Below are 24,430 nucleotides of genomic sequence, written 5' to 3' on the forward strand. Positions count from 1 at the left end.
GCGTGGGACTGTGGAAGGCCGTCGCCATGGCCACTGTCGAAGAGGCTTACCTGCGCGACGAGTTGAAGGCGCACGGCGTGACTTGGGAGGCTGCCGCTCATATTGCCGCTACTGGATCACTTGCCCGAGGTATTCGTAAAACAAAAACAGTTGGACTTCCCATCGCAACAGTCTTGGATTTGATAATCCTTCCCGGCATAATTGAGTCGCCCCTAACAGTGGATGAATTTCCCGCCCCGAGCCTGCTTGAAATGAGCGGTAGAAATGGCTACGAGGACATGCTGTCTAGGTGGCAGGGACAGGCAGCGGGGCGTCGGTTCCGCCAAGCAATCAGCTTCGACGATGCACTCAGAAAGTTCGTCAGAACCGATTGCGCCAATAAGGACATGGGCCGGTTGCTTGTGCGATCTCGTCGCGAATTCGCTCGCACCGTCCAGAGCTTTGTCGCCTCAGGCCTTCGCCCCGAAGACCTGAGCACACCGGACCTTCTCGGTAAGACAGCAGCTGAGGCGTGGGCCTGGCTTGAAGCAGAACTTCCGTGGATCTCGGGGCCACGCAACGACTTGTGGATGGATCCAGATACTTTCCGCTCGCAGTCGACGGGGGCTGCACGAAATTTGAGGGACCGCATCGAACTAGCGCTCGAAGCGGCTTTCGGAGCCTCGCGGGGCAGGCGGACGCTGGTCCATCATGGGTTCTACTTTTATACGCCACCCCAGTGGGCCCTGTTCCAACTGCTTCGTGATGTTCCTAGGCTAGATCAAATATTCATTGTCCACGATGACGGTTCGAATCCGGTTTTCGAGTCTTGGAGAAGGTTCTTTGTAGAAAAGTGGGACATGCCGGTTCCCATATCTAGCGGGGGCTCCGAGGCGCTGCCGATTGGATCTCGACAACCGGGAGTAGGAGCAGCGGCTTTGAGCAGGGCGCTCAGGGGCGAGACTGTTTCCGTCAGTCAGCAAGCGGATGAAGTGCGGCTACTGGATTTCCGTGGACCCCCCGAGCTTGTTCGTCAATGGGTTCTCGATTCGACGGGAGTAGAGGGAGATGGAGAACTCCCTCGGTGGTTTAGTGCCGATTCGAAAACCGTCGGTAGGTTTATACGTAGGCTTGGTTCGGACACGGGTGGCGCTGCAACAGATCTGGCGCAGTTGCCTGTCGGCAATTTTCTTCTAGCAGTGCACGACTGCATATTGCCTCGTGGAACTGGCTCCGCGCGTATTCACATGAGCCCCGAGGCGCTTATCGACATGGCCGCTAGCGGCTATTTGGATATAAGAAATTCAAAGCAACCTGCCACCGTATATGTGGGGCCCCTCAGTCGATCGATCCCCTTTTTCAGGGGTTGCGATACGCCCGAGTCCTGGCGGGCCCGGGCCACAAACCTGCTTAGACTCACGATCGCGGAGTCGACGCCTTTGGGTGAGTACTCAAGTGAATCAACAGACATTGAACGCATGCAAGTTGCCGCTGCCAACCCCATAAGACTGATTCCTTGGGGAGACTTGAACCAGGAGCAGGCGGCTGGAGTTGTGGCCATAATAGAGTCAGCTCTTGAGCTCGTGGAGGCACTTGCTGCTCGGGAGCGAATTGTCCTCAGCGACCATATGCGATTCCTCCGCACAAAACTCCAAAAGGGTATGGAGAATCTTAGTGAAAGTGAGCGGCTTGCGGTCACGGCAAAGGTGGAAGGTTTCGCTGTTGGGCTTGATGATGAGATTGATGTAGATGGGCTGGTAGATGTCGTCACTATGTTGCTTGGCCGAACAGTGGAGTTTGATGACGATCTGGAAAGCATAAGCAACGAGCGGGACATTAGCGAACTCCGCGGTCTTGATGCACTTGGTTTAAATAGGGAAAATCGAAACTTGCATGTAACGAACTTGTCTGCGGTGAGTTTCCCGGCCAGACCTCAAGTCGTAGGATGGCCCTTTGAGCTGAATGACTTGCTGGGAAAGCTAAATGAAAGTCCGTCAGCGACTCATGAAATTCTGGTAGCCCGAGCTGAGTATGCGGGCTTGAGCGATCTGTATCTCTTGTGGCTCGCTCTGGATGGAGTGGCACCCGGAAACAACGTCACACTGAGTTGGATCTCCGAACTGGAAGGTGTGCAACGGAGCCCTTCTCCTCTTCTGTCCATGCTGGCGAGACCTAGGGTTAACTCCGAGTTAATCAAGCAGCGAGCGGGGGGCTTTGACGTTGGGCACACCTTGAACGGTGGTGATCTTGGGCCACAGACGGTCAGGCCTGACCCCCTGCCCATGGTTCCGGACCGCGAGCGTATCTCTGAAGCGGCAGCAAGAATTGGCACGCGGGTCGTTGCATCCTCGCATGCGTGCGCCCGACGCCTGGCGCTTCAGTGGGTCCTTGGAGTGTCACCTGCATTTCAGTCAGAAAGCCAGCAAGCGATGCTTTTCGGAAACATTGTCGGCGCGCTGGTGAAGTTAAACGGAATGCAGTTGGCTGATGCCGTGCGCGTAGCCAATGACTATTGGAGGCACCTAACTCCGGGGCAGCGTGCTAGCAGTGCTGCGAAAGGTGTGGTCAGTCATCGGGGAGGGGGGACTCACGAACTGTGGATTCTGACGCTTGCTGGTGGCAAAAATGGGGCAGGACCACTTGACCTCGCCTATCAGGCTGCCACTGGTAGGGAAGTCCCGCCGCCAGACGTTTTACTGCCTGATGAAACTGAATTCCTGCCTCCAGGGGTAAACAATGCCTCAGTATGCGTGAGTTGTCCCGTGAAGGCGAAATGTTCCGAATGGACGCCTCGTACATGAGATTGGGAGGTTGGAGATTATCCGGATTCCACCGGCTCGTCGAGCTGGTGGTATTCCCACGAACTGTTCAGTGATGCAGCGCTAGGTTCTGGTCGATTGGGACACCCAGGGGCAGGAACATGACGACTCCGGACCAGGAGTCTCAGGCGTTTGTCCTCGGTGTGCCATCGCTTACGGGGGAGCAATCTTGGCGGCTACATTCTCGGCATCCAAGCCCACCCCGCCCAGGATGGATGAGTAGTGGCGCGTCAGCCAGGGAAGCCCGACGGCATACAGGCCGGCTTGCTCCGTCACGCCGGCAGTGTGTTTCGGGTACTCCCACTCATCAAGCACAGGTATGTCGAGGAACGACAGGTCCAGCCCGTACCCGGTCGCCCACAACACTGAGGTGATTCCAGCGTTGGCAAAGTTCAGTCGGGCGGGTTCCGATGGCAGCCAGTCGTCTTCGGGAGTGGCTTCCTGCTCGGGAGCATCCAACCCAGCCGCCGTGATGTACCCGTCGATCGCCTTCCGCATGCGGTTGTTAAAGCCTTGCTCGACTGCTGTGAGGCGTTCGGGGAGGTCGTCGCTGAAGGTGATGGCGCCGTCGTCGATTGATTCCAAGCGGCCGTGCAGGTGCATGCCTCGACGGCCGAGTTCGCGGAGGTGGATGTCGTGGCCGCCGGCGGTGCCGGAGAGCAGCGGGTTGCAGGCGAAACGCGCGGCAGGGGACGGGAGCGCCTCACGGGTGAGGGCTTTGATGCCGAAGTCGGGGCCGTGTTTGCCGGTTTCGAGGAGCCAGTAGAGGATGTCGTGGCCGCGGTAGCGGCGGGGTGCTTCGGGGCAGGTGGAGACGGCGAGGTGGACTTGGCGGCCGGCGTCGTGCAGTTCCTCGGCGATCTGTCCGCCGGACTGGCCTGTGCCAACGATGAGTACGGCCCCTTCGGGGAGTTGCTGGGTGTTGCGGTAGTCGTGCGTGTGGAGCTGAGTGATTTCCTTGGGCAGCTTGGCGGCCAGGGCGGGGAGCTTGGGGACCTGGTAGGCGCCGGTGGCGAGCACGACCCTCCTGGCCTGCAAGCTGCCGAGGGAGGTTTCCAGGTTGAATGTGCCGTCCTTTGTGGTGGAAAGTCGGGTGACGTCGACGCCGGTGTGTACAGGTGCGTCGATGACCTCGGCGTAGCGCCTGAGCAGGTTCACGATGGCGTTGCGGGGGAGGAAGGCGTCGGGGTCGTCGCCGGTGTAGGGCATGCCGGGGAGGTCGAGCGTGAAGTTGGGCGTGTTCATGTAGAACCCGTCCCACCGGTCATGATAGGCGCCGCCGAGGGAGTCGCGCCGTTCCAGGAGTTGATGTTCGACGCCGGCCCGCGTCAGCCAGTAGCTCGTGGCGAGACCGGCTTGGCCGGCGCCGATGATCACGGTATCTGGGGCGGATCCCATGGCGTGGATTGTACGCTCGGGGGCCTCACTTGGGGATGGGTTCTGAGGTTGCCGAGAATCAGCCCGCAGTGAGCGCTGCCAGCCGGCTACATTCCTCCCACAGCCGCTTCCGGGCGGCAGGATCTGAGCCCATGCCCGGAGTGGGCAGCTGCTCGCGCTTGGCCCACAGTTTGCCGGTGACGCCTGCCGTCTCGGGGGCGGCGGCCAGCCACAGGGGAGTGTCGGCGGCTTCCTCGGCGGGCTTACCCAGGGCGTTCGTCAGCAAGCGGAAGGGACCGCCAACGTCCCGCAGCAGCCCCGTGTTCTTCACCAGGCCGGGGTGGGCGGCGTTCACCACCACGTTGGACCCGCGGAGGCGCTCGGCGAACTCCTGCGTCAAGAGAACCCGGGCGAGCATGGTGGGCGGGGTGGCACGGATGTAGCTGTACTTGCCGTTGGCAGTCTGCAGGTCGTCGAAGTCGATAGCGGTGACCGATGGACCGCCTGAGTACTTGGACGCGATGTTCACTACCCTGGAGGTCTCCTGGGTGCTGCCGCGTTTGAGCGCGTCCTCTAGCAAGTGGGTGAGCAGGAAGTAGCTCATCACGTTAGTGGCGAAAGTGAGCTCAAGCCCGTCCGGGGTCACCGTACGTTCCTTGCGGAAGACGCCGGCCGCGTTGACCAACAGGTTGAGCTGCTGGTGCCGCGACTCGAACATCTCGACGGCGGCCCGAACGGAGGCCTGGATCGAGACATCGCAGGGGAGCGGCTCAAGCGACGCTTGGGGGACAACAGCCCGAATGTCCCGTACGACCTCTGCGGCCCGGGCCTCGGACCGGGCAACCACCACTACTGTTGCTCCTTCTCGCGACAATGCCGTGGCAATGGCCTTGCCGAGGCCGCCGGCGGCACCGGTCACCAGCGCTGTTCGTCCAACCATGGAGGGCATAGCTTGATCACAGCACTTCCCGGCAGGTTTGGCGAGAGCGCGGGCTACTTCTTGATCCCGGGAGGCACGACTTCTCTGGATACCTACGACGGGTCGAAACCGTTGACCTCCGTGTATGTGCCGCCCAGTTGTTGGGCCAACGTGTTCAGGTTCTTACCGCTCCAGTCCTCGTCCAATGCCAGGGACAAGTCTGCGACGATCCAATTTTCACCTTCGAGAATTGCCAGTGGTTGTGAGGCGTCCATGTACACACTCGCGGCGTCGATCCGCGCCTCCGGGCTCTTGAACCACTCGACCTGGACCCTGTTTCCGCAGACCGCGTATTCGGCTGTGAAGCCGGCAAAGTCCGGGTTCACGATCGGTCGCGCGGTTGGTTCGCTCTCACATCCGACGACGGCAGCAACTGCCTCGCGGGCTTCGGCCAGTGTCGCGAATGCCGGGCCTGGAACGGAGGGAAGACCGACGTCGGGCTCGGTCGCGCGCTCAGACGCGCAGCTGGACAACATGCCGACTACTGCGAGCCCGACCGCCGTGCATGCGAATTTATGTGAATCAGTCACTGGACACCCCCAATTGTCAGTGGATCTATCCTCGCATGACGCATTCGTCCTGTCCGGTTCAGGCCGAAATCTTTGCTGGAAATCTGCGGCTGCTGCGCTCTGTGGTTTCCCTTAGGGTGCGCCACACTGAGGGGAGACGCTAGGACTCTTGGAAAATATCGTGGGGGACGATCTTGAAAATGACTACAAAGACAAAGCTCCGTGCTCTGAACATAGCCGCCAAAGTGGTTTTGCTGACGGTTCTGGTCCTTCAACTCACGCACGTGATCAATGGGTTCTGGAGCCTATCGATTATGGTGCTCGTCGGGGTCCCGGCCACGGTTGCATGGGTGGTGTTGGAGAGACGGTTGGGCGCAGAGCGGATGCAGGACGAGGCATAGGCGCAGCATCCACCGGCATACTCATGCTCGTCGCGTCTGCTTCGGATTCCGCCCCGCCCACACCTCGGATCTGAAGAACCTGCGAAGCACTTCCTCGCCACCATCAGCGATGCCTACCTCGGAACCCGACAGGACGAAGAGCGGCATAAACCCCTTCTGCCTGGCAATGTAATTGGCCAGGTCCAGGGGAGACCTGTCAGCCATGGACATGCGTTCACCGGCAAGAAGCCGCGTGGTGACATCCTCACAGCCAGACATCTGCAGGATCACACGGAGCTCGAAGTCGCGGAGGATATCCGGCTCCCAGATGCTCCTCAGGCACTTCCCACCAGCCATTTGTCTTCGCCCCCATCAAACCCGTTGCGTGTACTCCGACTAGTTACGTGAGCCGCACCCAAGGTTCGTGACGGACAAAGCTGCCGTGCCGCCGTCGTTCGCGTCGCTCAATCGGTGGACTTGGCACCCTGCTTCATTCGCCTGAGGCGCCAAAGTGCGCGGGCCCGCCTAGAAGCTCGCCTGACTCGTTCACGGAAGTACCACGCCAGTGCGAGGCCCAGGATCACAAGGGGGAGCAACTCAGGGGCCAGGGCGAACGTGCCGACGATGATCTCGAATGTTTCCAAACCAACGAGGGAGGCGGCCGCACACCAGATCCAGCCGCCGAACAGTGCGGCTCGGGTAGCAATTCGGAGAATGAAACGGCGGTTGAGTCTCCAGTGCAGGACCGGGAAACGAAGCGGCCACGAACGGAATCGGCCGGGTTTGGGGCGAAACAAAGACAAGAGAGTATTGAGAGACATGCGGGGAGCTCCCTGTGGCGGCGTTGAAAGAACTGTCACGAGAACGCCCAAAGAGGAGCAGCGCAGGCAGCGTGTTGGTGTGTTCCAGCTGTTATGCGATGGATTTCAGCGGGCTGCGCGGAGGCTCCTGGGGCGGCAGCGAAGCCAGCCAGGAGAGCGTGGTCCCGTCCCGCCCTTGGGGATGGACCTGATCAATGACGGTGAGCCCGGTTGGGGCTCGTCACGCACTGACGGCGCGTTGGTGCGGACCACTAGAGCGACGACGGCGCAAAGCAATGCTCGGAACGTATGGGTCATGTGGACCGTCACGGCCAGGACGAGAGCGAGAAGAGCGAAGGCGGTCAGCGGAGGAGCCCCGGCGCTGACCGTAGTGCGGATCGCTACGTCAGCCTGGACAAAGTGTCCCAGCAGGACCCATCCGAGCAATGACGCTGCACCTCCCCAAAGCGCTCTACACACTGCCACAGGCTACGGCTTCTTGGCGGATTTCGGAGCTTTGGCAGCCTTCGGCGGCAGTGTTGCAACGTACGCAAAGGCTTTCGCCACCCAAGGCTCCGCTTGGGCGGGATCGTCGTTCCAGGATTCCGGGAGGCCCACGTATCCGCCCATGGGACGCTCTTCCGGGCCGAAGGGCTGCGTCTGATGGTTGGCTTCGAGTTCGGCTTTGTCGCTTTCGGAGAGCTTCACGCCGATGGTAGGTCCAAACAACCCCGCGAACATGTTGCCGTTCACGAACGCGCCAAGGTTGCCGAACATCGGCTTGACCACCACGTCAGGATGATCGGGAACCACGGAACGGAAACGCTCTTTGTCGGCTTCTGACGGCTTGGGCATTTCCATGGGATGTTCCTCCGGTAGTAGGGCTGTGTGTGCAGCATACGGCGGGGCGTGGCACGTCAGATAGGGGCCATGCGGCGTGGGGGCCGATACGCCGGTCCGTCATGTCGCCGCCGTTAGCGCCACTCGTCTGGAGGCATCTTCGACTTCAAACTGGACCGCGCAGGGGAGTTGACGGACAGTTGATACATTCCATCACTCGCCGTCGGTAGAACGGTTGCGTTCCCCATCCGAGCCTGCACCCACTCCCATCCAATCAGCTCCTGTTCCAGCCGCACGCGGTTGCCGTACGAGTCCGATTGCAGGGTCTCGTACACTCGTGCTTCGTCAGGCGTGAGGCGCCCTAGCAGGGCGCGCGATGGTGCCGGCTCCTCGCTCCAGGACTCGCGATGTTCCAACAGCGTCTCTTCGTCCATCAGCACACTCACCACGTGGGGATGGACTGAACGGAGCTGGTCGAGGATGCGGAACCCGTGCGTATCAAGATCGCCCCAGTAATGGACTTCGCAGTCCCGAAGCCATGAGGCGTCGCGCAATGAAGAGAAGCCGTACCCCTTGCCAAAGATCGCCAATGTTCCAGGCTGTTCCGGGAGGGAAAGGAAGTTGACGAGGTTCTCGGTGATGATCACCCTGGTCACTGGGAGTCGGAGAGACTCGAACGCCTCAGCGGTAACCGTGATGTCCCGCGCGCCACCCAGGACTTCCAACGATGGGTCCAGAACCCGGAAGCGAACCTGCTCAGGCGGATGGAGGAAACCATGCCTTTCAGCGAAACGGGCGCCAGAGGTTCGGGCCGGGCGCGCGTCCAACAAAACCTCAAGGTCGGAAGGCTGTTGGGACAGATCCTCAGCAGACGCCTGCGAACCCACCAGCGTCTCCAACATCTCGTCGATGGTCCTGCGGTGCGCCTCGATGAACTTGGTGTGCACACCCGGCAAGCTGAGCTGCCGGACGTAGACCCCTGGCGAAGGATTGCTCTGGAGCCACAGCGCCACCCCGGCGGCAACCAGCGCGGAGTCACCGAGATCCAGCAGCTGCTTTGGTCGCTTCGCGGCCCAGGAAAGCAGCAACGAATCCAATCCCGCCAACGAATCGGCCAGGGACAGGAACCGCTGAAGCTCCCGTGACTTCCCTACGAAAGCAACCTCGTCCTCAACCGAAGCAAACACAGCTGCAGCGGGAACCTGATTTGAACCGATAGTGGCGCGGCCGATGTCTACAGTCTCCAAACTGAACGGTCCTGCAGCGGAGAACAATGCTGCCGCCCAATCCCTGGCAGCAGCGTAGTTGTCCCGCAACTCCGCAGCCGAAGGTCGCTTCAACACCCGGCGCCGCGGGTAGACACCAGACGGTTCAAGGGTTTCCCGCAGCAGCTGGCCCCTGTCCCAGGCAGTAACGGACAAAGCCCGCAGGGCGCTAAGAGATGTCCAACCTGATGACTTAGCCGGCATACCGTTCCCGTTCCTCGCGGTACTCGGTGATGGTCATGTTCCTGAGCTGCGAATCGTTGCCGTTGATATTGGCTACGAAGCCCACATGTGCCACAAACGGTTCGATGACGTTGATCTTCTGCAAGGGTGTCACGATGAGAAGTTGGAGTTTCATGCGTTGGAACAGCTCCATGCCGTACCGGGCTGACTCGTCGGACCCGCGTCCGAAGGCCTCGTCGATCACCACGAATCGGAAGCTCCGGTCCTTCGCGACGCCCCGCGGCGTACTCTTGACGCCGGCTAAACCGAACTGGAATGCCAGCGCCGCGGCCAAGATCGTGTAGGCGAGCTTCTCCTTTTGTCCGCCTGACTTTCCTCCGGAATCAGTGAAATGCTCGAACTCCTCGCTGGTTTCCGTCCATCGCTCAGACGCTGAGAACGTGAACCAATTCCGCACATCGGTGACCTTGGCAGTCCATCGTTCATCCAAAGCCGTGAACCCTTCGCGGCCGCGGAATCGTTCGATGAGCCTTTCCACCTGCAGGTACTTTTGCTCGGAGTACTGCTCATCGTCACCGATGGTTCCTTCGGAGCAGGCGCGCAGATCGACGCCGAACTGCCGTACGTCCAGATCCGAGGAGTTCTGGTGCTCCAACTGGATGTGCCGGCCCGCGTTGTACTCAATCTCCGCCAGAGACCGATTGATCTCGCTGATCCTGCCTATGATGCTCTGCCGCCGCGCATCCAGGAAGGCGTTGAACGCCACAACCTCGTGGATGGTGTTCTGCGTCAAGGACTCCTTGAACCGCGCCTCAAACCGCGGAAGGTCATCGCGTTCCAGTTGTTCAAGGAGCCTGTTGAACTCGTCAGCGGCATCCAACGTGGCGTCGATGTCTGTGGTTTCGTTCGGGTAGTCGTGCCTGAAATCGGCCATGAGGCGGACCGTAGATGTCTCGGCCCTCGCGATGCTCTTTGTCAGGGCATCAATGGTGGCGGTCAGCCCAGATCGGACCTTGCTCTCGGCCGTCGCGGTGTTCTTGTACGTCAACGCTTGCTCGCCCAGAGCCTCGGCGGTGAGCTTCGCGACGGCAGCCAGTACGTCGCCGTCGTACGTCAACGGGTGCTCACGAAGGGTGAGGCGGCAGGCCTCGATGGCCTCTGCGATGTCCCGGGCCGCGTTGCCATTCGCGCCGATCCGTTCGCGGACCTTATCGGACCGGTCCTGCAGTTTGCCGATGCGCCCCTCGACTTCCGACTCTTTGGCTGTCAGTTGTTGCAACACGCTGCTGGCGGTTTGCAGCTCAAGCTTCTCTGCCTTTCAGTTCCTGGATCTTGCGCGTAGACAGTTGCCAGTTAATCTCCTGGAACTCGGTAAAGAACCCGATGGTGTTCAGATGCTGTCCCCGCCGCTGGGCAGATCCAAGGGCAGCGTCCACCTTGGTCAACTCCGCCAGGACGCTCCGGTGTTTGCCATCCACGTCATCACGCTCTGTCCGGATACGACCGATCTTCTCGTGATTGTCCCAACCCAACACAAAGTTGCGCCTGTCCATGAGGCCTTTGCGGTCGTCCTTTTCATGCCGCCCCCGCGGTCCCTTCAACTGCCCGTTGACGGTGACAGCTTTGGGGTACCTGCGGAAGTCGTCCATGGTGTCGCAGCACGTGTAATCGAAACGCGTGCTGAGCTCATCCAGCAGGAAATCGCGGAAGGGTGTGCCCTGTTTGATGGCAATTTTGGCGGCCAGCGTCCCTGGCGAGGCCGGGCGGGATGAGTACGAGTCACCCACCTTCCGGTACACCAGCTTGCCCTTGAGGTCGTTGGCGTCCACCCACGAACTCACCGCGGCATAATGCTCTGCTGACACCAGGAGGGACAATGCGAAGCCCCGCAGTGTGCGCTCGGCCGCGCCTTCCCAAACGGACTCGCCTTCGCGGACCCGCAGCAACTCTGCGGCGTAGGGAAGTGCGGACTCGGCGATGCCTGTACCCGCACAAATGGAACGCCGCATGTCTATCTGGGGCGTTTCGAGCAACGTGGTGCGGGAGCCGAGGCTTTTCAGTTCGGTGTCCAAGTAGTCCCGCCGAACGCCCAACTCGTTGAGCTCTGAATGGAAAGCCGTGCGTCGATCCTGCAGCTCCGATGCCTGCGCCACCAGGCTCTCTTCGATCTCGGCGAGTCGACCCCGGTTCGCGTCGAACAGCACCCTGTCCTCGGGAACGTTCAGTCGAAGTTCGACGGCGGCAGCTGAGTATTGCTCGAAGCGCTTGCGTTGCAGCTGGGCTGCTTCTTCGAGCTGGGACGCTTCGGCGTCGATGGCAGCAAGCCTGCCTCCGCCACTGGTGCGGATGTCTTCCTGGATAACGGACAGCTCGTGACGGAGCCGGGTGAGCTCAGAAGCCAACTGGGTGCTGTCTTCCCTGAGTTTTTGGCCGGCCCGCTCCAGCTCTTCTTGGTGGGCCAGGCTCAGGGTGAGCTGCTGGCTGGTGAACCAGGCGTGCAGCTGATCGCGTTGGGCGCGGGCGCTCTCTTCCTCGGAGCTGAGCTTGCGGTGGGTGGCCGCACCTGCACGGATCGGCTTCAACAATTCGATCTGGTCCTTGGCCCTCACCACTGCTTCGTGCGCCTTCTTGAGGTCATCGAAGTGGCTGATCAGCTTGGCGATCCGCGAGTTCACATCGTCGTCCTCCAACATGTTGGTGCGGACAAAGTGCGTCATGTTCTCCACCTGTTTCATGGAGACCGTTCGGTGAAAGAGCTCCATGGCTTGGTTGCCGGTGATTCCGAAGTGGCGCTTGAAGGCTCCGGCGTAGGGATCGAAAGAGTCATGAACTGTAACGCCGGCGTCCTTGAGGCGCTTCTTCAACTTGGCGGGTTCTTGCCCGAAGTTTGAAAAGTCCTCGGTGATGGTTTGCTCCCGCTCCGCCAGGGAATAGAACCGCGTGGGCTGACCGGCTTCCTGTGTGGTCCACAGAGTGATGCCCAGAGTGACTGTCTTCCCCATCACAGCGTTGTGGAAGACGCCCAGCACCACGGTGAGGGTTCCTGGATCCCGCAATGCCACGGGCTTGGAGTATTCACCGCCGGTGCTCCGGGTGCTCTTGTGGTATCCCCGAACGTAGGACATCAGGCTCCGCTCACGCTTCTGTGCGCCTGCTGCCTTGTTGTACTCAATCCGGTTGGCTGGGAGGAGCAACGTGGTGATGGCGTCCACCACTGTGGACTTCCCGGAACCGATATCGCCCGTGAGCAAGCTGTTGGCGCCTTCCAGATGGAAGGTCCGTACACCGCCGTGGAAGGTGCCCCAGTTGAGCAGTTCCAAACGCTGCAGTCGAAAACCGGGCGGCAGGCCGCCGTCGTTCGCTTCTACGGGAGGTTCCCCCAGCGTGAAGAGACTGTCCTGAACTTCTGTGTCCATGGCTATTTACTTCCAGTTAGTTCGTCACGATAGTCTGCGAGCCGAGCGTCGAATTCTTCGAGCCACTGCGCATCGACATAGGCCTTCAGGATCCGCATGACCTCGTACGCCGTACTTTCGCCCTTGAGCTTTCGGAGGAAACCGAGCTCCACCACTTTCTTGATGTTGGCAGCCAACCGGTCCTTGATCCGGACCTCATTGCTGGAGTCCGGCAGGAACAACAGAACCATGTCTGCAATCTCCTCCTCGGTCATGATGAGGCGCAGTTCGCTGCTGTTCGTATCGAATTCGAGGAGGCGCTTCCTGAAGAGCGCAAGGAGCAGACTGACGTCGAACGTGAGTTGTCGCCGCTGAATGAGCCGGGGGAGTGAGCTCTCAGGGTCCTCCCGTGACCTCAGGAACGCGTAGCCCTCAGACTCGTCCAGTATCAGGTCCAGGCCGAGCACTGCGACGTACTCGCGTACGTGCGAGGTCAGCGCCAGAAGCGACTGCCACGTCTTTTCGTCCGACTCCGCGTACACCACCCCTTTGAACAGCTTGGTGACCACCGACGGCAGTTCTTCGGGGGTGGATGGTGCCTCAAAGTTCATGCTGGCCTCACAAAAATGAGCTGGTCTACGGTAGCTTCCCGAGTGACGCCGTCTGCCGTCTGCCACTGCAGGCGTTGTGTCACATCAGGGTTGATAGTTGCCCATTCGGACTCGCTGGCCAGCTGGTAATACGCCACCACCTCCGCAAGTCCGTGGGTCAGCGGGTAGGAGTCGGCGATGTCAGCCAGCGTTGCCTGGCCGGTCCTCTCCAAAACGTCCTCGACATTGGCTTTGAGCCGTTCCTTGTCAACATGGAACTGATTGAACAGCGCGCTCGCATCCACGGCTGCGTCATCGGCCACTGTTACCTCATCCAACACCCTAATCCGGCTGCCGGGCGCGTACAGTGGCCGCTCGAACGGCAGGGCCACCGCCACGGTGGGTGCGTCAATCTCCATAAAAATGTTCGACGGCGGCTGCTCGCGGGAGTCGAGGGCGCTCGCCTCGATGCTTCGGAGCAGTTGCATGATGCGCTTGTTTTCCAGGAAGACCTTGTCGTCCAAGAGCCGGCGCATCTGCTGGGACAGCTGCCTTACTGTGCTCTGCGTTTGCTCAACGGCGGGCAACCAGTCCTGATGGAGGTTTGTGATGGCCTGAAGGTTGTCCATCTGCGCGAGGGCCTCAATCCGGGTGGCCCGCTGCAGAAGGTCGTCCAGCTCGTTCCGCATGTGGGGGGACATGAGGTAGTCCCAGAAGCCTTGGAACGTCCGGCCCTGTAAAGAACTCCCGATGTCCTGCTGGTTGGCGAAGATGGAATCCAGGAGCTCGCCCTGGCTACCGTCCCAGGTGGCGATCTGCTCGCGGACCTGGCGGTCCAGCTTACGGAAGTTCTGCTCTACCTCGCGAAAATCGGACAGGAGATCCCTGGCCAGGGACGTCAGCTGCTGGAAATGGTCCAGGGCTTCCGGCCCGCTCATGACTTTGACGTTGCCGTCGCGGATTTGCTGCATCTCGCGGTCAATCAGGTCTCTCTGCCTCTGCAATTCGACCAAACGAACCTCTGGATCCGTTTCGGACTGCTGGACCAGGGCCTTGAGGACGGCAAAGATGCTGGTGAGCCGGGACTGAGTGGCCACAAAGTCGCGGCCTTTGAGGGCCTCAACCCACCGGATGACGTCTTCCGTGGCGGGCATCAGATCATAATGGGGTTCGTCTTCCCCCTGAACGTAGTACTTCCGGAGCCAGGCGCGCTCCGGGTCAGCCCACTCGTCCAAGTACTCCGACGCGTTGCGCGGAAATTTGTCCTCGCCGTAGGTGTCCCGGACCCCGAAGAGAACGTCATCCAGGGCATCGATAAGCTGCTGCCTTCGAAGATTGCGCTGGTTGCCATCGGTAAACGCCGTCATGAAAAAGTGCAGGGCAAGCGGGGCGTTCGTAGCACGGAGGAGCGACCACCCGGGGTGGTTCTCACGCAGAGAAGCAATTGCGTAGTAGTCCATGGGTTCCTCGACGTCTGGGCTGCAACCGGCTTGGAAGTGGTTGCCTGATTCACAGGCTATGCCAGAGGCCCGACAGTTTTTGCCACATCCGCTGGATTAAATCCGCCCCGGCACTAGCTATCCCCGCAGATGTCTGTAGACTTGACGGTGTTGTTGTGTTTGGCATTTGGTAGTTCAGGCAGTCCCCGCGGTCCACTTCGGATCGCGACCTTCTGAAGTAACGGTGGAGAACACCCCACACCGGAGACCCGAAAGTCGGGAACAATCTCCACCTTCAGTAAGGACTGAAATTATGGCTACAGGTACCGTCAAGTGGTTTAACGCTGAAAAGGGCTTCGGCTTCATCTCCCCGGAAGATGGCAGCCAGGACGTTTTCGCTCACTACTCTGCAATCAACTCCTCGGGCTACCGCTCCCTCGAAGAGAACCAGAAGGTTTCCTTCGACGTCGAGCAGGGCCCCAAGGGTCCCCAGGCAGTGAACATCCAGGCTATCTAGTCTTCGGATAGACGCAAGAGCAGGGCCGATCAGCTGAGCTGACCGGCCCTTCTTTTGTCTACCTCAACCCCGATTAGACAAACTTTGTCATTCGTGACCAGATGAGCACGGAGACCAGGGCAACGAAGACCAAGCCCCCACCCATAAAGGCCAAACCGAGCTCAACGTGGACAGGATATGGCGGGCGGGGACTGAAACCACCCCAGTAGTTGAAGATGCCCTCTCCGGCAGAAGTAAGTACATTCCTCGGATCGTAGGGCCCTGCGAAGGGTGCCACCATAAGAAGTGCGCCGGCGGACAAGCTCGGTATCAGCATGCTTCTAACCACCAATCCGACAAACAGGCCAAGCAGCCCGAACAGGATTGCAACTGATGTGCTGAAGGCGATTTGAGCCGCGGGGCTTCCAGTGGCCGCGCCGGCTACAGAGTAGGGGAAGTTGCGATGGACTGAGTCCAGGAAGGCAGCTCGAAGGATGGGTGCCACGGTTAGGCTCAATGTCGCAGCGATAAGGGTTGCAGCCAAGGAAACAGCTACGACGGTAACGACTTTTGCCGCAACATAAGACCTGGGGCCCTGCATCACCACCCGGTCCTTCAGAATCCGACGGCGAGTGTCGTCGGTCGCCACTCCGCACCCGTATATGAAGAAGAGCAGCGGAATGACTAAGAAGGTGATCATCTCCAGTCCGGTACCGACTGCGTTCGCTCCTTCGAAAGCTTGAAATGCGAAGTACGCCCTTTCGTAGTCATATCGAAGTGGATTGTCCACCAGCGTCTGACCATCCAGGAGAGACTGGTTGATGGGCTGCGCCAGGGCCTGGGTCAGTGACACTCCATTGGCTGATGCTTGCGCCTCCGTTGTCTGAAGGCGAACCATGCTCGCATCCACATTGCTGACGCTCCCAATGAAGGCAAACACGAGAGACAACGCGAGACCGCCGATGGGAAGCAAAATCAGTCTGCCCCAGTGCTGGTACCTCAGTTCGGTTCGTATTGAACGCAGCAGGCTATTCATCAAAATCATCCGCCTGGATAAGCGGTTCGTCTGGTTCCATTCGGATCTTCCCGTGCCGAATTGTGAACTCAGACGAGGTCACTTCCCGGTAGAAAGAGGTTTCGTGGGCAGAAATGAGGATGCATGCTTTATTCGAGGTGCGGTCCAGCAGGCGCAGAAGTCCGTCTTGGCCGGCTACATCCAGGCCGGATACTGGTTCATCCAGCAGTATGCAAGGTTTCCCGGATGCAAAAGCAGCTGCTAACTTGATCTTCTTCCGTTGGCCGAGAGAGTAGCCTGCCGAACGCTTCTCAAGCAGATCGCGGTTTAGAAATTCCTTGACCGCGGGAGCATCCTCAACCACACTTGATGGGGCATCCAGTAAGGCACGCAGATTCTGAAAGCCTGTGAGCCTACCGTGCAGTGTTGAATCATCAAAGACGGCGGTTACATTATTCTTTAGCGATTCATTATGCCAAAGGATACTTCCTTGATATTGCTCTAATCCGGCAAGGCACTTGAAGAGTGTGGTCTTACCGTATCCATTTTCTCCGCGCATTATGTGTACGCCCGTGGAAGGGATGCTCAAGGATGCGTCGGAAAATATCTTCTTTCGCCCATACCGTTTGGAAAGATTGATGATGCGTAGCATGAGTCCTCTTCAATGAGGGGCCAGCTGCGGACAACTGGCCCCCTAAGGGTTTAGGGATGTGCGGCTGCCCTGCCACGCGTACCAGGCACCATCGCCGTAAACGTTCGCACTTTGGATCACCGTTGAGTGGTAGATATTGACATTGCCCCAAGGGGTTGGAGTACCTACTCCTGCGTCAGTCAATGCCCGATAGGAGTGCTGCCAGGTGCTGGCGTAACTTCGATTGATTCCTAGTGCCTGCACTGTGTTGAACCCGAAAGCACCAACGCGTTGATAGCCGTAGCTACTCGTTACCTGCCTCCAGTCGTAGTAGAAATCAACGTTTTCTTCCGTGAAAAGCATCCAGTTCCCGGAATACAAGCTGGCGCGGCGAGAGCCGACGGCCGTAGTTGAGTACGTTGGCTCACCTTTTTTCAGGCTCAACTGCATCGGGGCACCTGTGCTCGATGCAGTTTTCGGTGTGGTGATGTCCTTGAGAGTCTGTGTACTGTCAGGCGCATCGGCGGCATGAGCGGGAATCGCCGTTGTGGCGAGGATCGCGGAAAGAAAAGCGACTGCAATGCTGGAGCGATATTTCATGATCGTTTTCCCCCAATGGAAATGATCGCAGGAAGCACTCGGGCTTCTTGGCCGGTTTATACCCAACGTCCGAGAGGGCGTCAGGTTGAAGGTGAATAGCACCTACTAGCTGCTCGCTATAGATCGCATTCACTGTGCCTGGATTATCTTCCGTTCACAGATTCCGTGATTGAGGAACACTCTCAACCCCATAACTGTTTTTGTCAAATCAGTCTACTTGGCAAGTTGAGGTGTGGAAGGCAGCTCGCTTAGCCGAAATGTGAAACCAGAAACGCTTATTAACCGATCTCCGAATGCCAGCAGTACCTAGACGATGCTGGCCAGCACCTATTTTTACCGAAATCGCCACCTAGTTAACCCCGAAAGCATCTGTGCAAGGCATATTCACCACCTACTCCCGATCTTTAGATTTAGGTGCCGGAGCAACCGCTGGATGAGGGTTCAGACAGGCGTGTGGTGGACCCCTTGTTCGAGCCCCAGGTCCCCAGTCCCCGGGCTACCGCTCCTTCGAGGAGAACCAGAAGGTCTCCGTGGACGTCGAGCAGGATCGGCCGCGCGGCCGGTCCTGCTTTTCGTCGTACCAGTCGAATATAAGTACTAGTGCTCCGTCGGCAGCTCGAACACATATCCACATAGCTAATTACACCCATGTAATTCGCTTCCCGCAGCCCATAGCGTTGATGGCAAGAGACCATGACGCAAGGGGTACTGATGATCTGCCCGAACACTCACCACAACCAGCCCGCACCACGCCGCCACCACCTAGTCGATTATTCGGAGCACCTAGATTGGCCCAAATCGCCACCTAGTTTGGGGCAATCCGGCCTGTGCAAGGCATTTTCAACACCTAGTCCGCTCTCCAAGTTCTAGCCTGCGAGGTGAGCCGAATGACGGTCATGCACAGAAGCAGAAGGTTGGATCGGGTGTTCGATTCAGAGGTCCAGCGCGTCCTGGACTATGTTGCGCAAGGCATTGGTGTGCGCATTGTTGGGGTACCCGGAAGCGGCAAAAGCACGGTAGTGCGCAGCGTTGTCACAAGCCTTGAGAAGTCGGGGGCGGTGGTCCACGCGATCGCCGGCCTCCGCACCCACAGGAACATCCCCTACGCGGCCATCAAGAGCCTCGGCCTGGACCTGCGGCCGGGCCGCAGCGGGGTGTTGGATTTGGCTGATGTCCTTTCAAGCCACCTCGCCATGATGGGCAAACATGTCCTGGTGGTGGACGACATCCACTTTGTCGACAACGAATCCCTGGCCGTACTGGAAGCTGTCCGCAGCCGCTCCAGCAGCCCCTTGGTTGCCACGGCACCCGAGACGCTCAGCTTCTCCAGGGGCCAACTTGCTGTCCTCAACCACGGGCGTGAAGCCGTCCTCCAGCTGGACCCCCTGCACTACGAGCAAGTCCACACCCTCGTCTCGCAAGTACTCGGCGGGCCAGCCGACGCCGACACAACAGCACGGATCCTCACCAAGTCCGCCGGAAACCCCCGGCTCATCGTGAAGATTGCCGAGACCGCATCCCTGAGCGACCTGGTGGTCCAGCGCGGCGGGCTGTGGCGGATGACCGGTGACACGTTGTGGAGCGATCATCTGCGCGGGACCATAGAGGCCCTGCTGGCCGAACTCACCCCGGAGGAGTTCACAGGCCTGAACATCATGGCCATCCTGGGCACCGCGCGCCTGGACATCCTCCAGAAGATCATCACCCCGGACGTTCTGGACACCCTTGAACGCAGGGGCTTCCTCACCGTCCTGGACGATCACCACAACGGACCCACTGCTGCCATCAGCCCACCGGTCATGGCGGATTACTTCCGTGGCCAGAAAGCCTTGCGGGACAGGCACCTGCTGCGGAGCCGGATCGCCGGGGTGCTGGACTCCACACCCCAATCCGCGGACACCATCACTACATCGGACAGCCTCTCCCGCGTGCTTGCCGCGCTGCGCCGGGAACGAAGCAGCGACGACGCCGTCACAGCCCGCCACTTCCACGAACACAGCGCGGTCCGCGAGCGTGCCCGCTTTGAGCGATGGGAGGCCAACAAGTCTGCTGCAAACGCGGCGGCGCTGCTGCGCATCTATTGGGGCTCACCCGTCGATGTAAAGCGCGCCCAGCGCGTCTGTACAGAAACGCCAACGCACGACGCCGATCCCTCCGACCTGCTGCTGCTCACCATCACGAAGGCCCTCCTCGCCATCAATGCCGGCCGGGGACTGAACGCCGCCGTTGAGGTCCTCAAGGACTTCGGTGAAGCGCACCCCGGACAGAAAGCGGGGGCAGAGGCTGCGATTCTCTTCCTCAGCGGCTCCCACGGCCGCGTGCCGGAGGCGCCCATCCACACCGGGGTGGACCAAAACCCGGGAATCGGCCATTTGATCCAGGGCCTGATGCACCTCTACCGATTCAACCCGGAGACGGCCCTGGACACCATCAAGGACGCCGAGGACGACGAGACCTTCCCGCACCTGCGCCCTTTCATCAACGGATTCTCCCTCTTCGCCGCCGGCAGGATCGACGAATCCCTGGTGTTCGCACTCGATTGGCGTGCCGAAGCCCGCAAGAACCTGGACCAGTTCGGAGTGGTCACCAGCAGCTACATTGCGGTCCACGGATTGTTCTACCGCGGCTACTTCGAGGAAGCCGAGTACCTCATGAGCAGCGTCTTCGCCATGGGCCGCCCCGGCTTTGTGGTGGACATCCTCTACGACGCCATGCTCCGCCTCGCGGGTTTGCGGCACGCCACGTCGTCGTCGGCGCCGGAGCTGTCCATCGCCACCCAAGCGCGAACGGAAGTGCCCGACGTCGGACCGTTGCCGGGCGTGGGCAAGGGGGCTTACGTACTGGTCGCCGGAAGCAACACCCGTGCTGCGGGCTTCGACCGCCGCGCGGGACTGCTGATCAAACGGCAGCTGAAAAGCGGCTACGTGCTTGAAGCCATGATGACCTCGCTGCTCTGCACCTGCCTCAGCCCGGGTCTTCCGGTGCTGGACCTGCTGAAAAAGATCCTCAGGGACAGCAACATCACGGTCCACGATCAGTTCCTGGCCATCGCAACCGCCGTGGTTGAAGGAGACCATGACCTTCTTGGCATTCTCCTGAAGCACTATGAACCGGACATCAACCTGTACCAAGTGGGCATGTTGCTGCAGGGCGGCCTCAAAAGGCACGTCCTGGAAGGCGACGCCACGGCGGCAGAAGCCTTGGCCGAGGCATCGTCGCAGTTCGCGGCCAGTTTCCCGGCTGCGTTCGAACCGCTGTCTTTCAGCACGGTGAAATCGGTGCCCTTGACGGAGCGGGAGACCGAGATCGCCGTGATGGCGGGATACCGTTCCAACGTGGAAATCGCCGAACAATTGGGCATCAGTGCCAGGACCGTGGAGAACCACATTTCCAACGCCTTGCGAAAAACAGGAGCGACGTCGCGCAATAGTCTCTTCATCCTCGTCAGGAATTCACTGCCGCCCACGTGACACTGGATACGCTGGAAGCATCCCCGCCACGGCACTCCCCAGCAGTGCTGTGGCCCCTGATGCTGAAAGGTACTTGTGAACCAGTCACCCGCGTTGGCCAGAAGACTAGGAACTTTTGACGCGTCCCTCATCGGCCTGGGATCGATGATTGGGGCCGGGGTGTTCGCCGCCTTCACACCGGCAGCCCAGGCTGCAGGGTCAGGACTCTTGGTTGGCCTGGTGATTGCGGCTTTCGTCGCCTTCTGCAACGCGACCTCATCGGCGCAGCTCGCGGCCGCCTATCCCACCTCCGGCGGGACGTACGTGTACGGACGCGAACGCCTCGGGCCCTGGCCCGGGTTCCTCGCCGGATGGGGATTCGTCATCGGAAAGACAGCCAGCGCCGCTGCCATGGCCATGACCTTCGCCGCGTACGCAGCTCCCCAAGGCTGGGAGCGCCCGGTGGCGATTGCCGCCGTCGTACTTCTGACAGCGGTGAATTATCACGGGGTGACACGGACCGCGGGCCTGACCCGGATCCTGGTGATCGCCGTGCTGGCCGCCCTTGCTGTCTCGCTGGCCGCGGTGTGGGGTGGTTCCGGTCCAGACTTTGGCAACGTGCTGGGCGAAGGTCTGCTGGCCGGGGGCTGGTACGGGGTTCTTCAGTCCGGTGGGCTGCTGTTCTTTGCGTTTGCGGGCTATGCGCGGATCGCGACCATGGGGGAAGAAGTGCGGGACCCTCGCAGGACCATTCCTCGCGCCATCACCATCGCGCTGGGTATCACCGTGGTTCTGTACGCCGTCATTGCGGTCACGCTGCTCGCGGCCCTGGGCCCCGGCGGTGTGGCGGGCAACCCGACTCCGCTGGCTGCCGCCGTCGGGAATGGCTCGCTGGGATGGGCAGCGCCAGTGGTCCGGGTCGGCGCGGCAGTTGCGTCGCTGGGCGCGCTCCTGGCCCTGGTGGCCGGCCTGGGCAGGACCAGCCTGGCCATGGCCCGGGAGCACGACCTGCCGCACGCGCTCGCAGCCGTTCACCCCAAGTACAAGGTCCCGCACCGGGCTGAGGTCACCATCGGTGTGGTGATCTGTTTGATCATTGCTGTGGCGGATCTGCGGGGCGCGATCGGCTTCTCGTCCTTCGGGGTGCTGCTGTATTACCTGGTGGCGAATATCGCGGCCTTTACGCAGCCCGCTGAGGACCGCCGTTACCCGAAGGCGCTACAGCTTGCCGGTGCCGTGGCCTGTGTAGTGCTGGTAGCCACCCTGCCGCCGTTGTCCGTGGGCCTGGGTGTGGCGATGTTCGCCGTGGGGATCGCGTACCGCTGGGTGCGGCTGCGGACGCGCTCCTGACGCTATGCCCTGTTGGCTGACAGGAAGGCGGCGAGCTCGCTGTCGGTGGGTTCACGCAGCTCGATCGGTGTGATGGCCGGCGTGGGCGCCAGGAAGTCATTGATGGACGTCTGGCCTTCGAGTTCAGGGATCGGCTGGTGCTCTTCGCTGATGTGCATACTCTTCCAATCTGTTGTTCCGAAAGAGACGCTAACCCACGGTGTGCTGGTGCACGGAGGCGGACACGCACGCTTATCCAAAGCGGTATCAACGGCACAGGCGGCGCGGCCCCATCCGGGGGTTATCGGCTGAAGCCGCGCCTGTGCCTCCTACGCCTGGGACGGGTGGGGATCCCGCCGGACAACGGGTTCCCGTCCCGAAGGCACAGGGTGAGAATATGCGCCGGATCCAGCGTCTAGGTGGTGGCTTTGGGAAATTAGGTGGCAGATCGGGTCCATGTGAGTGGTTGTGGGGGTGAAATTGAGTGGTGGCGGAGCTTGGCCTAGGTGGTGGCGGCGTTAGCGCCGGCGCTCCGCGAGCTTCTTGTGCACCGCTTCCATGTACACCACGAGGCTGCCCACGGTCAGCGCGAGCCCGGACACAACCGCCACCAGAGAGGCTGTGTCCTGGAAGGGAACTGCCAGCAAAGGACTCAGAGTCATGGCGTTGGCGAATGCCGCGCAGGCAAAGGCCCCGGCCTTCATCAACGGAAACGCCCGGGGCCGCGGGAACAGTAGACTGACCGGCCCCACGACACCGAAGACTCCGAGCAAAACCACCCCTACGTTCCTCAGCGTGGGGATGTCCAGCATTGATGGTTCACGGGGTGGTGTCGCTGCCGCAAGGAGGATCGCTGACCCGGCCGAACACACGATAACGATTAAGCCGAGGACCCGGAGGGCATGCGGATAGAAGAAGGTCACCATGGGTGGATCTTCGTCGGTGCAACCGCCGGCTAAGTGGCGGCAACGGCCTCCCCAGACGATGGCGCATCAATCTAGGTGGTGGTGGCGGCCGATTTAGGTGGTGTTGTGACGGGGGCTAGGTGGCGAGGAATAGTCCCGGCTGGGAGGTCACTGGCACAATGTGCCATATGGCTGCATCCGTAGAAGTCCCTGCCCTGGAGCTGCGCATCTCCATCCGAGACGCGGAACCGGAAATCTGGCGGCAACTCGTCCTTCCTCAGACGGCCACGCTCGCAGAGGCGCATGAAGCGATCCAGGTGGCCTTTGGGTGGAAGAACACCCATCTTTACGTTTTCTATGGCACGGGGCCGGATGGAAAGCGGCGGGTCATCACCGTGCTCGACGACGAATCTCCGGTCGGTGCCGAGTCTTCGGCTGAAGTGGGGCTACTTGAACTGTTCGACCCTTCTCTTCCGGGCAGGTCGCTTTTTGAGTACGAGTACGATTTTGGCGACAGCTGGACGCACGAGATCGATGTCGTCGGACCGGCTGAGCTCCACGGAATGACCGCCAGGTGTACTGATGGAGCTATGCGTGGTCCGATCGAGGACTCCGGCGGCGTCTTCGGGTACGCGAACGTGGTCAGGGTGGTGGGGGATCAGCGGCATCCCGAGCACAGGGAAGCAGTTGATTGGCTTGAACTTGTGACCCAGGAACGGGCGTCCGCGTTTGACCCAACGACGTTCGACCTGCACGCGGTGAACGAGGACCTTCGGCGATTGTCCCGACGGTTGTGGCCTTCCGAGGTCACCGAGGCAGACCGCGTAACCGCTTTAGCGCCCATCCTCTGGTTCTTAAGCGAAGCAGAGCCGGATGGTCTGCCCTTGACGAGCGCTGGCTACCTCAAGCCTGCATTCGTGAAGCACGCCATGACTGCGCTCAATTGGGATGACGGCTGGGTTTCAACCGGCAGGGTCGAGGTCAGTACGTCGCCGATCCGAAATCTGCGTGAACAGCTTCAAGAATGGAAGCTCCTCAGGAAGTACAAGGACAAACTTCTCCTGACACCTGCTGCCCGTCAGCTTGTGGGGGACCCCGCTGGCCTATGGGACTACGTGGTGGCACGTTTAGCCACTCCCGACAACGACGCCGCCGCAGTTCTCCTCCCACTCATCGTTCACTGGGAATTGACGGGCAACGAGCCACCATATGGACTCATGGACCAGGTCATAGAAGCCGCGCTGCACCATGCTGGCTTGAGAATCATGGGCGACGCCCCTCCGTATTGGGCAGGCCACCTGTACCACGAGGTCAGCCGGGGCCTGCACAGAATTGAACTGTGGGAGCGCCCAAGCTGGGACCGGGTCAGTGAACGGCTCTCGGACGTCGGCATTAAGTTTTTGCTGGACCTCCAGACCCGCCTGGGTGCCGGCAGGTGATGGCGGTTCCA

At 60.4% G+C, this 24,430-nt stretch carries 22 protein-coding genes; 6 read left to right on the forward strand and 16 right to left on the reverse strand.

Annotated features, from left to right (window positions below):
* Window positions 1-2 precede the first annotated feature (2 nt).
* The gene (locus tag ACUYMZ_RS06650; RefSeq protein WP_481602519.1) at window positions 3-2,780 is read left to right on the forward strand and encodes a hypothetical protein; all 2,778 of its coding nucleotides are present in this window, start codon (window positions 3-5) and stop codon (window positions 2,778-2,780) included.
* Window positions 2,781-2,951: 171 nt separating this feature from the next.
* On the opposite strand, the gene ACUYMZ_RS06655 is transcribed toward ACUYMZ_RS06650, so the two are convergent.
* The 3 genes from ACUYMZ_RS06655 to ACUYMZ_RS06665 form a co-directional block, all read right to left on the reverse strand.
* On the reverse strand, window positions 2,952-4,196 hold the full coding sequence (locus ACUYMZ_RS06655; protein WP_481602520.1) for a flavin-containing monooxygenase: 1,245 nt from the start codon (window positions 4,194-4,196) through the stop codon (window positions 2,952-2,954).
* Window positions 4,197-4,254: 58 nt separating this feature from the next.
* Window positions 4,255-5,115: an SDR family NAD(P)-dependent oxidoreductase gene (locus ACUYMZ_RS06660; protein WP_481602521.1), complete on the reverse strand. Its 861-nt coding sequence runs from the start codon at window positions 5,113-5,115 to the stop codon at window positions 4,255-4,257.
* A gap of 92 nt (window positions 5,116-5,207) precedes the next feature.
* Window positions 5,208-5,684: a hypothetical protein gene (locus ACUYMZ_RS06665; protein ID WP_481602522.1), complete on the reverse strand. Its 477-nt coding sequence runs from the start codon at window positions 5,682-5,684 to the stop codon at window positions 5,208-5,210.
* 179 nt (window positions 5,685-5,863) lie between these two features.
* Between ACUYMZ_RS06665 and ACUYMZ_RS06670 the strand changes: the two genes are divergently transcribed.
* Window positions 5,864-6,064, forward strand: a complete 201-nt coding sequence (locus tag ACUYMZ_RS06670; RefSeq protein WP_481602523.1) for a hypothetical protein — start codon at window positions 5,864-5,866, stop codon at window positions 6,062-6,064.
* Between the two features lie 21 nt (window positions 6,065-6,085).
* Here the strand turns inward: ACUYMZ_RS06670 and ACUYMZ_RS06675 are convergent, their stop codons facing one another.
* From ACUYMZ_RS06675 to ACUYMZ_RS06710, 8 genes are all read right to left on the reverse strand, one after another.
* Window positions 6,086-6,400, reverse strand: a complete 315-nt coding sequence (locus ACUYMZ_RS06675) for a hypothetical protein (RefSeq protein ID WP_481602524.1) — start codon at window positions 6,398-6,400, stop codon at window positions 6,086-6,088.
* 569 nt (window positions 6,401-6,969) lie between these two features.
* The gene (locus ACUYMZ_RS06680) at window positions 6,970-7,323 is read right to left on the reverse strand and encodes a hypothetical protein (RefSeq protein WP_481602525.1); all 354 of its coding nucleotides are present in this window, start codon (window positions 7,321-7,323) and stop codon (window positions 6,970-6,972) included.
* A gap of 9 nt (window positions 7,324-7,332) precedes the next feature.
* Window positions 7,333-7,704: a TfoX/Sxy family protein gene (locus ACUYMZ_RS06685; protein ID WP_481602526.1), complete on the reverse strand. Its 372-nt coding sequence runs from the start codon at window positions 7,702-7,704 to the stop codon at window positions 7,333-7,335.
* 113 nt (window positions 7,705-7,817) lie between these two features.
* A complete protein-coding gene (locus ACUYMZ_RS06690) occupies window positions 7,818-9,104 on the reverse strand; it encodes a Wadjet anti-phage system protein JetD domain-containing protein (RefSeq protein ID WP_481602527.1) in 1,287 nt (428 codons plus the stop codon).
* 37 nt (window positions 9,105-9,141) lie between these two features.
* A complete protein-coding gene (locus ACUYMZ_RS06695) occupies window positions 9,142-10,413 on the reverse strand; it encodes an SbcC/MukB-like Walker B domain-containing protein (RefSeq protein ID WP_481602528.1) in 1,272 nt (423 codons plus the stop codon).
* Window positions 10,414-10,432: 19 nt separating this feature from the next.
* Entirely contained in the window at window positions 10,433-12,547 is a 2,115-nt protein-coding gene (locus tag ACUYMZ_RS06700) for an ATP-binding protein (protein WP_481602529.1), read from the reverse strand.
* A gap of 2 nt (window positions 12,548-12,549) precedes the next feature.
* Window positions 12,550-13,137: a DUF4194 domain-containing protein gene (locus ACUYMZ_RS06705; protein ID WP_426006364.1), complete on the reverse strand. Its 588-nt coding sequence runs from the start codon at window positions 13,135-13,137 to the stop codon at window positions 12,550-12,552.
* On the reverse strand, window positions 13,134-14,576 hold the full coding sequence (locus tag ACUYMZ_RS06710; protein ID WP_442423985.1) for a DUF3375 domain-containing protein: 1,443 nt from the start codon (window positions 14,574-14,576) through the stop codon (window positions 13,134-13,136). Before ACUYMZ_RS06710 ends, ACUYMZ_RS06705 begins: the two co-directional genes overlap by 4 nt.
* A 292-nt stretch (window positions 14,577-14,868) precedes the next feature.
* Between ACUYMZ_RS06710 and cspE the strand changes: the two genes are divergently transcribed.
* Window positions 14,869-15,072 (forward strand): transcription antiterminator/RNA stability regulator CspE, encoded by a 204-nt coding sequence (gene cspE / locus ACUYMZ_RS06715; protein ID WP_021472668.1) that lies wholly within the window; start codon window positions 14,869-14,871, stop codon window positions 15,070-15,072.
* Between the two features lie 73 nt (window positions 15,073-15,145).
* On the opposite strand, the gene ACUYMZ_RS06720 is transcribed toward cspE, so the two are convergent.
* Genes ACUYMZ_RS06720 through ACUYMZ_RS06730 form a run of 3 tightly spaced genes read right to left on the reverse strand, consistent with a single transcriptional unit; the run spans window position 15,146 to window position 17,297 of the window.
* Entirely contained in the window at window positions 15,146-16,087 is a 942-nt protein-coding gene (locus ACUYMZ_RS06720; RefSeq protein WP_442423984.1) for a hypothetical protein, read from the reverse strand.
* Window positions 16,080-16,718 (reverse strand): ABC transporter ATP-binding protein, encoded by a 639-nt coding sequence (locus ACUYMZ_RS06725; protein WP_481602530.1) that lies wholly within the window; start codon window positions 16,716-16,718, stop codon window positions 16,080-16,082. Before ACUYMZ_RS06725 ends, ACUYMZ_RS06720 begins: the two co-directional genes overlap by 8 nt.
* A 42-nt stretch (window positions 16,719-16,760) precedes the next feature.
* Window positions 16,761-17,297 (reverse strand): hypothetical protein, encoded by a 537-nt coding sequence (locus ACUYMZ_RS06730; RefSeq protein ID WP_481602531.1) that lies wholly within the window; start codon window positions 17,295-17,297, stop codon window positions 16,761-16,763.
* A 923-nt stretch (window positions 17,298-18,220) separates the two neighbouring features.
* Between ACUYMZ_RS06730 and ACUYMZ_RS06735 the strand changes: the two genes are divergently transcribed.
* The gene (locus ACUYMZ_RS06735; RefSeq protein ID WP_481602532.1) at window positions 18,221-20,767 is read left to right on the forward strand and encodes a helix-turn-helix transcriptional regulator; all 2,547 of its coding nucleotides are present in this window, start codon (window positions 18,221-18,223) and stop codon (window positions 20,765-20,767) included.
* Between the two features lie 75 nt (window positions 20,768-20,842).
* The gene (locus ACUYMZ_RS06740; RefSeq protein ID WP_481602533.1) at window positions 20,843-22,096 is read left to right on the forward strand and encodes an APC family permease; all 1,254 of its coding nucleotides are present in this window, start codon (window positions 20,843-20,845) and stop codon (window positions 22,094-22,096) included.
* A 2-nt stretch (window positions 22,097-22,098) separates the two neighbouring features.
* On the opposite strand, the gene ACUYMZ_RS06745 is transcribed toward ACUYMZ_RS06740, so the two are convergent.
* Together ACUYMZ_RS06745 and ACUYMZ_RS06750 are read right to left on the reverse strand one after the other, a co-directional pair.
* A complete protein-coding gene (locus ACUYMZ_RS06745; protein WP_481602534.1) occupies window positions 22,099-22,254 on the reverse strand; it encodes a hypothetical protein in 156 nt (51 codons plus the stop codon).
* A gap of 339 nt (window positions 22,255-22,593) precedes the next feature.
* The gene (locus ACUYMZ_RS06750; RefSeq protein ID WP_481602535.1) at window positions 22,594-23,001 is read right to left on the reverse strand and encodes a hypothetical protein; all 408 of its coding nucleotides are present in this window, start codon (window positions 22,999-23,001) and stop codon (window positions 22,594-22,596) included.
* A 167-nt stretch (window positions 23,002-23,168) separates the two neighbouring features.
* Between ACUYMZ_RS06750 and ACUYMZ_RS06755 the strand changes: the two genes are divergently transcribed.
* Window positions 23,169-24,419 (forward strand): plasmid pRiA4b ORF-3 family protein, encoded by a 1,251-nt coding sequence (locus ACUYMZ_RS06755; protein WP_481602536.1) that lies wholly within the window; start codon window positions 23,169-23,171, stop codon window positions 24,417-24,419.
* The last annotated feature ends 11 nt before the right edge of the window (window positions 24,420-24,430 follow it).

The organism is Arthrobacter sp. T572, from assembly GCF_056780115.1.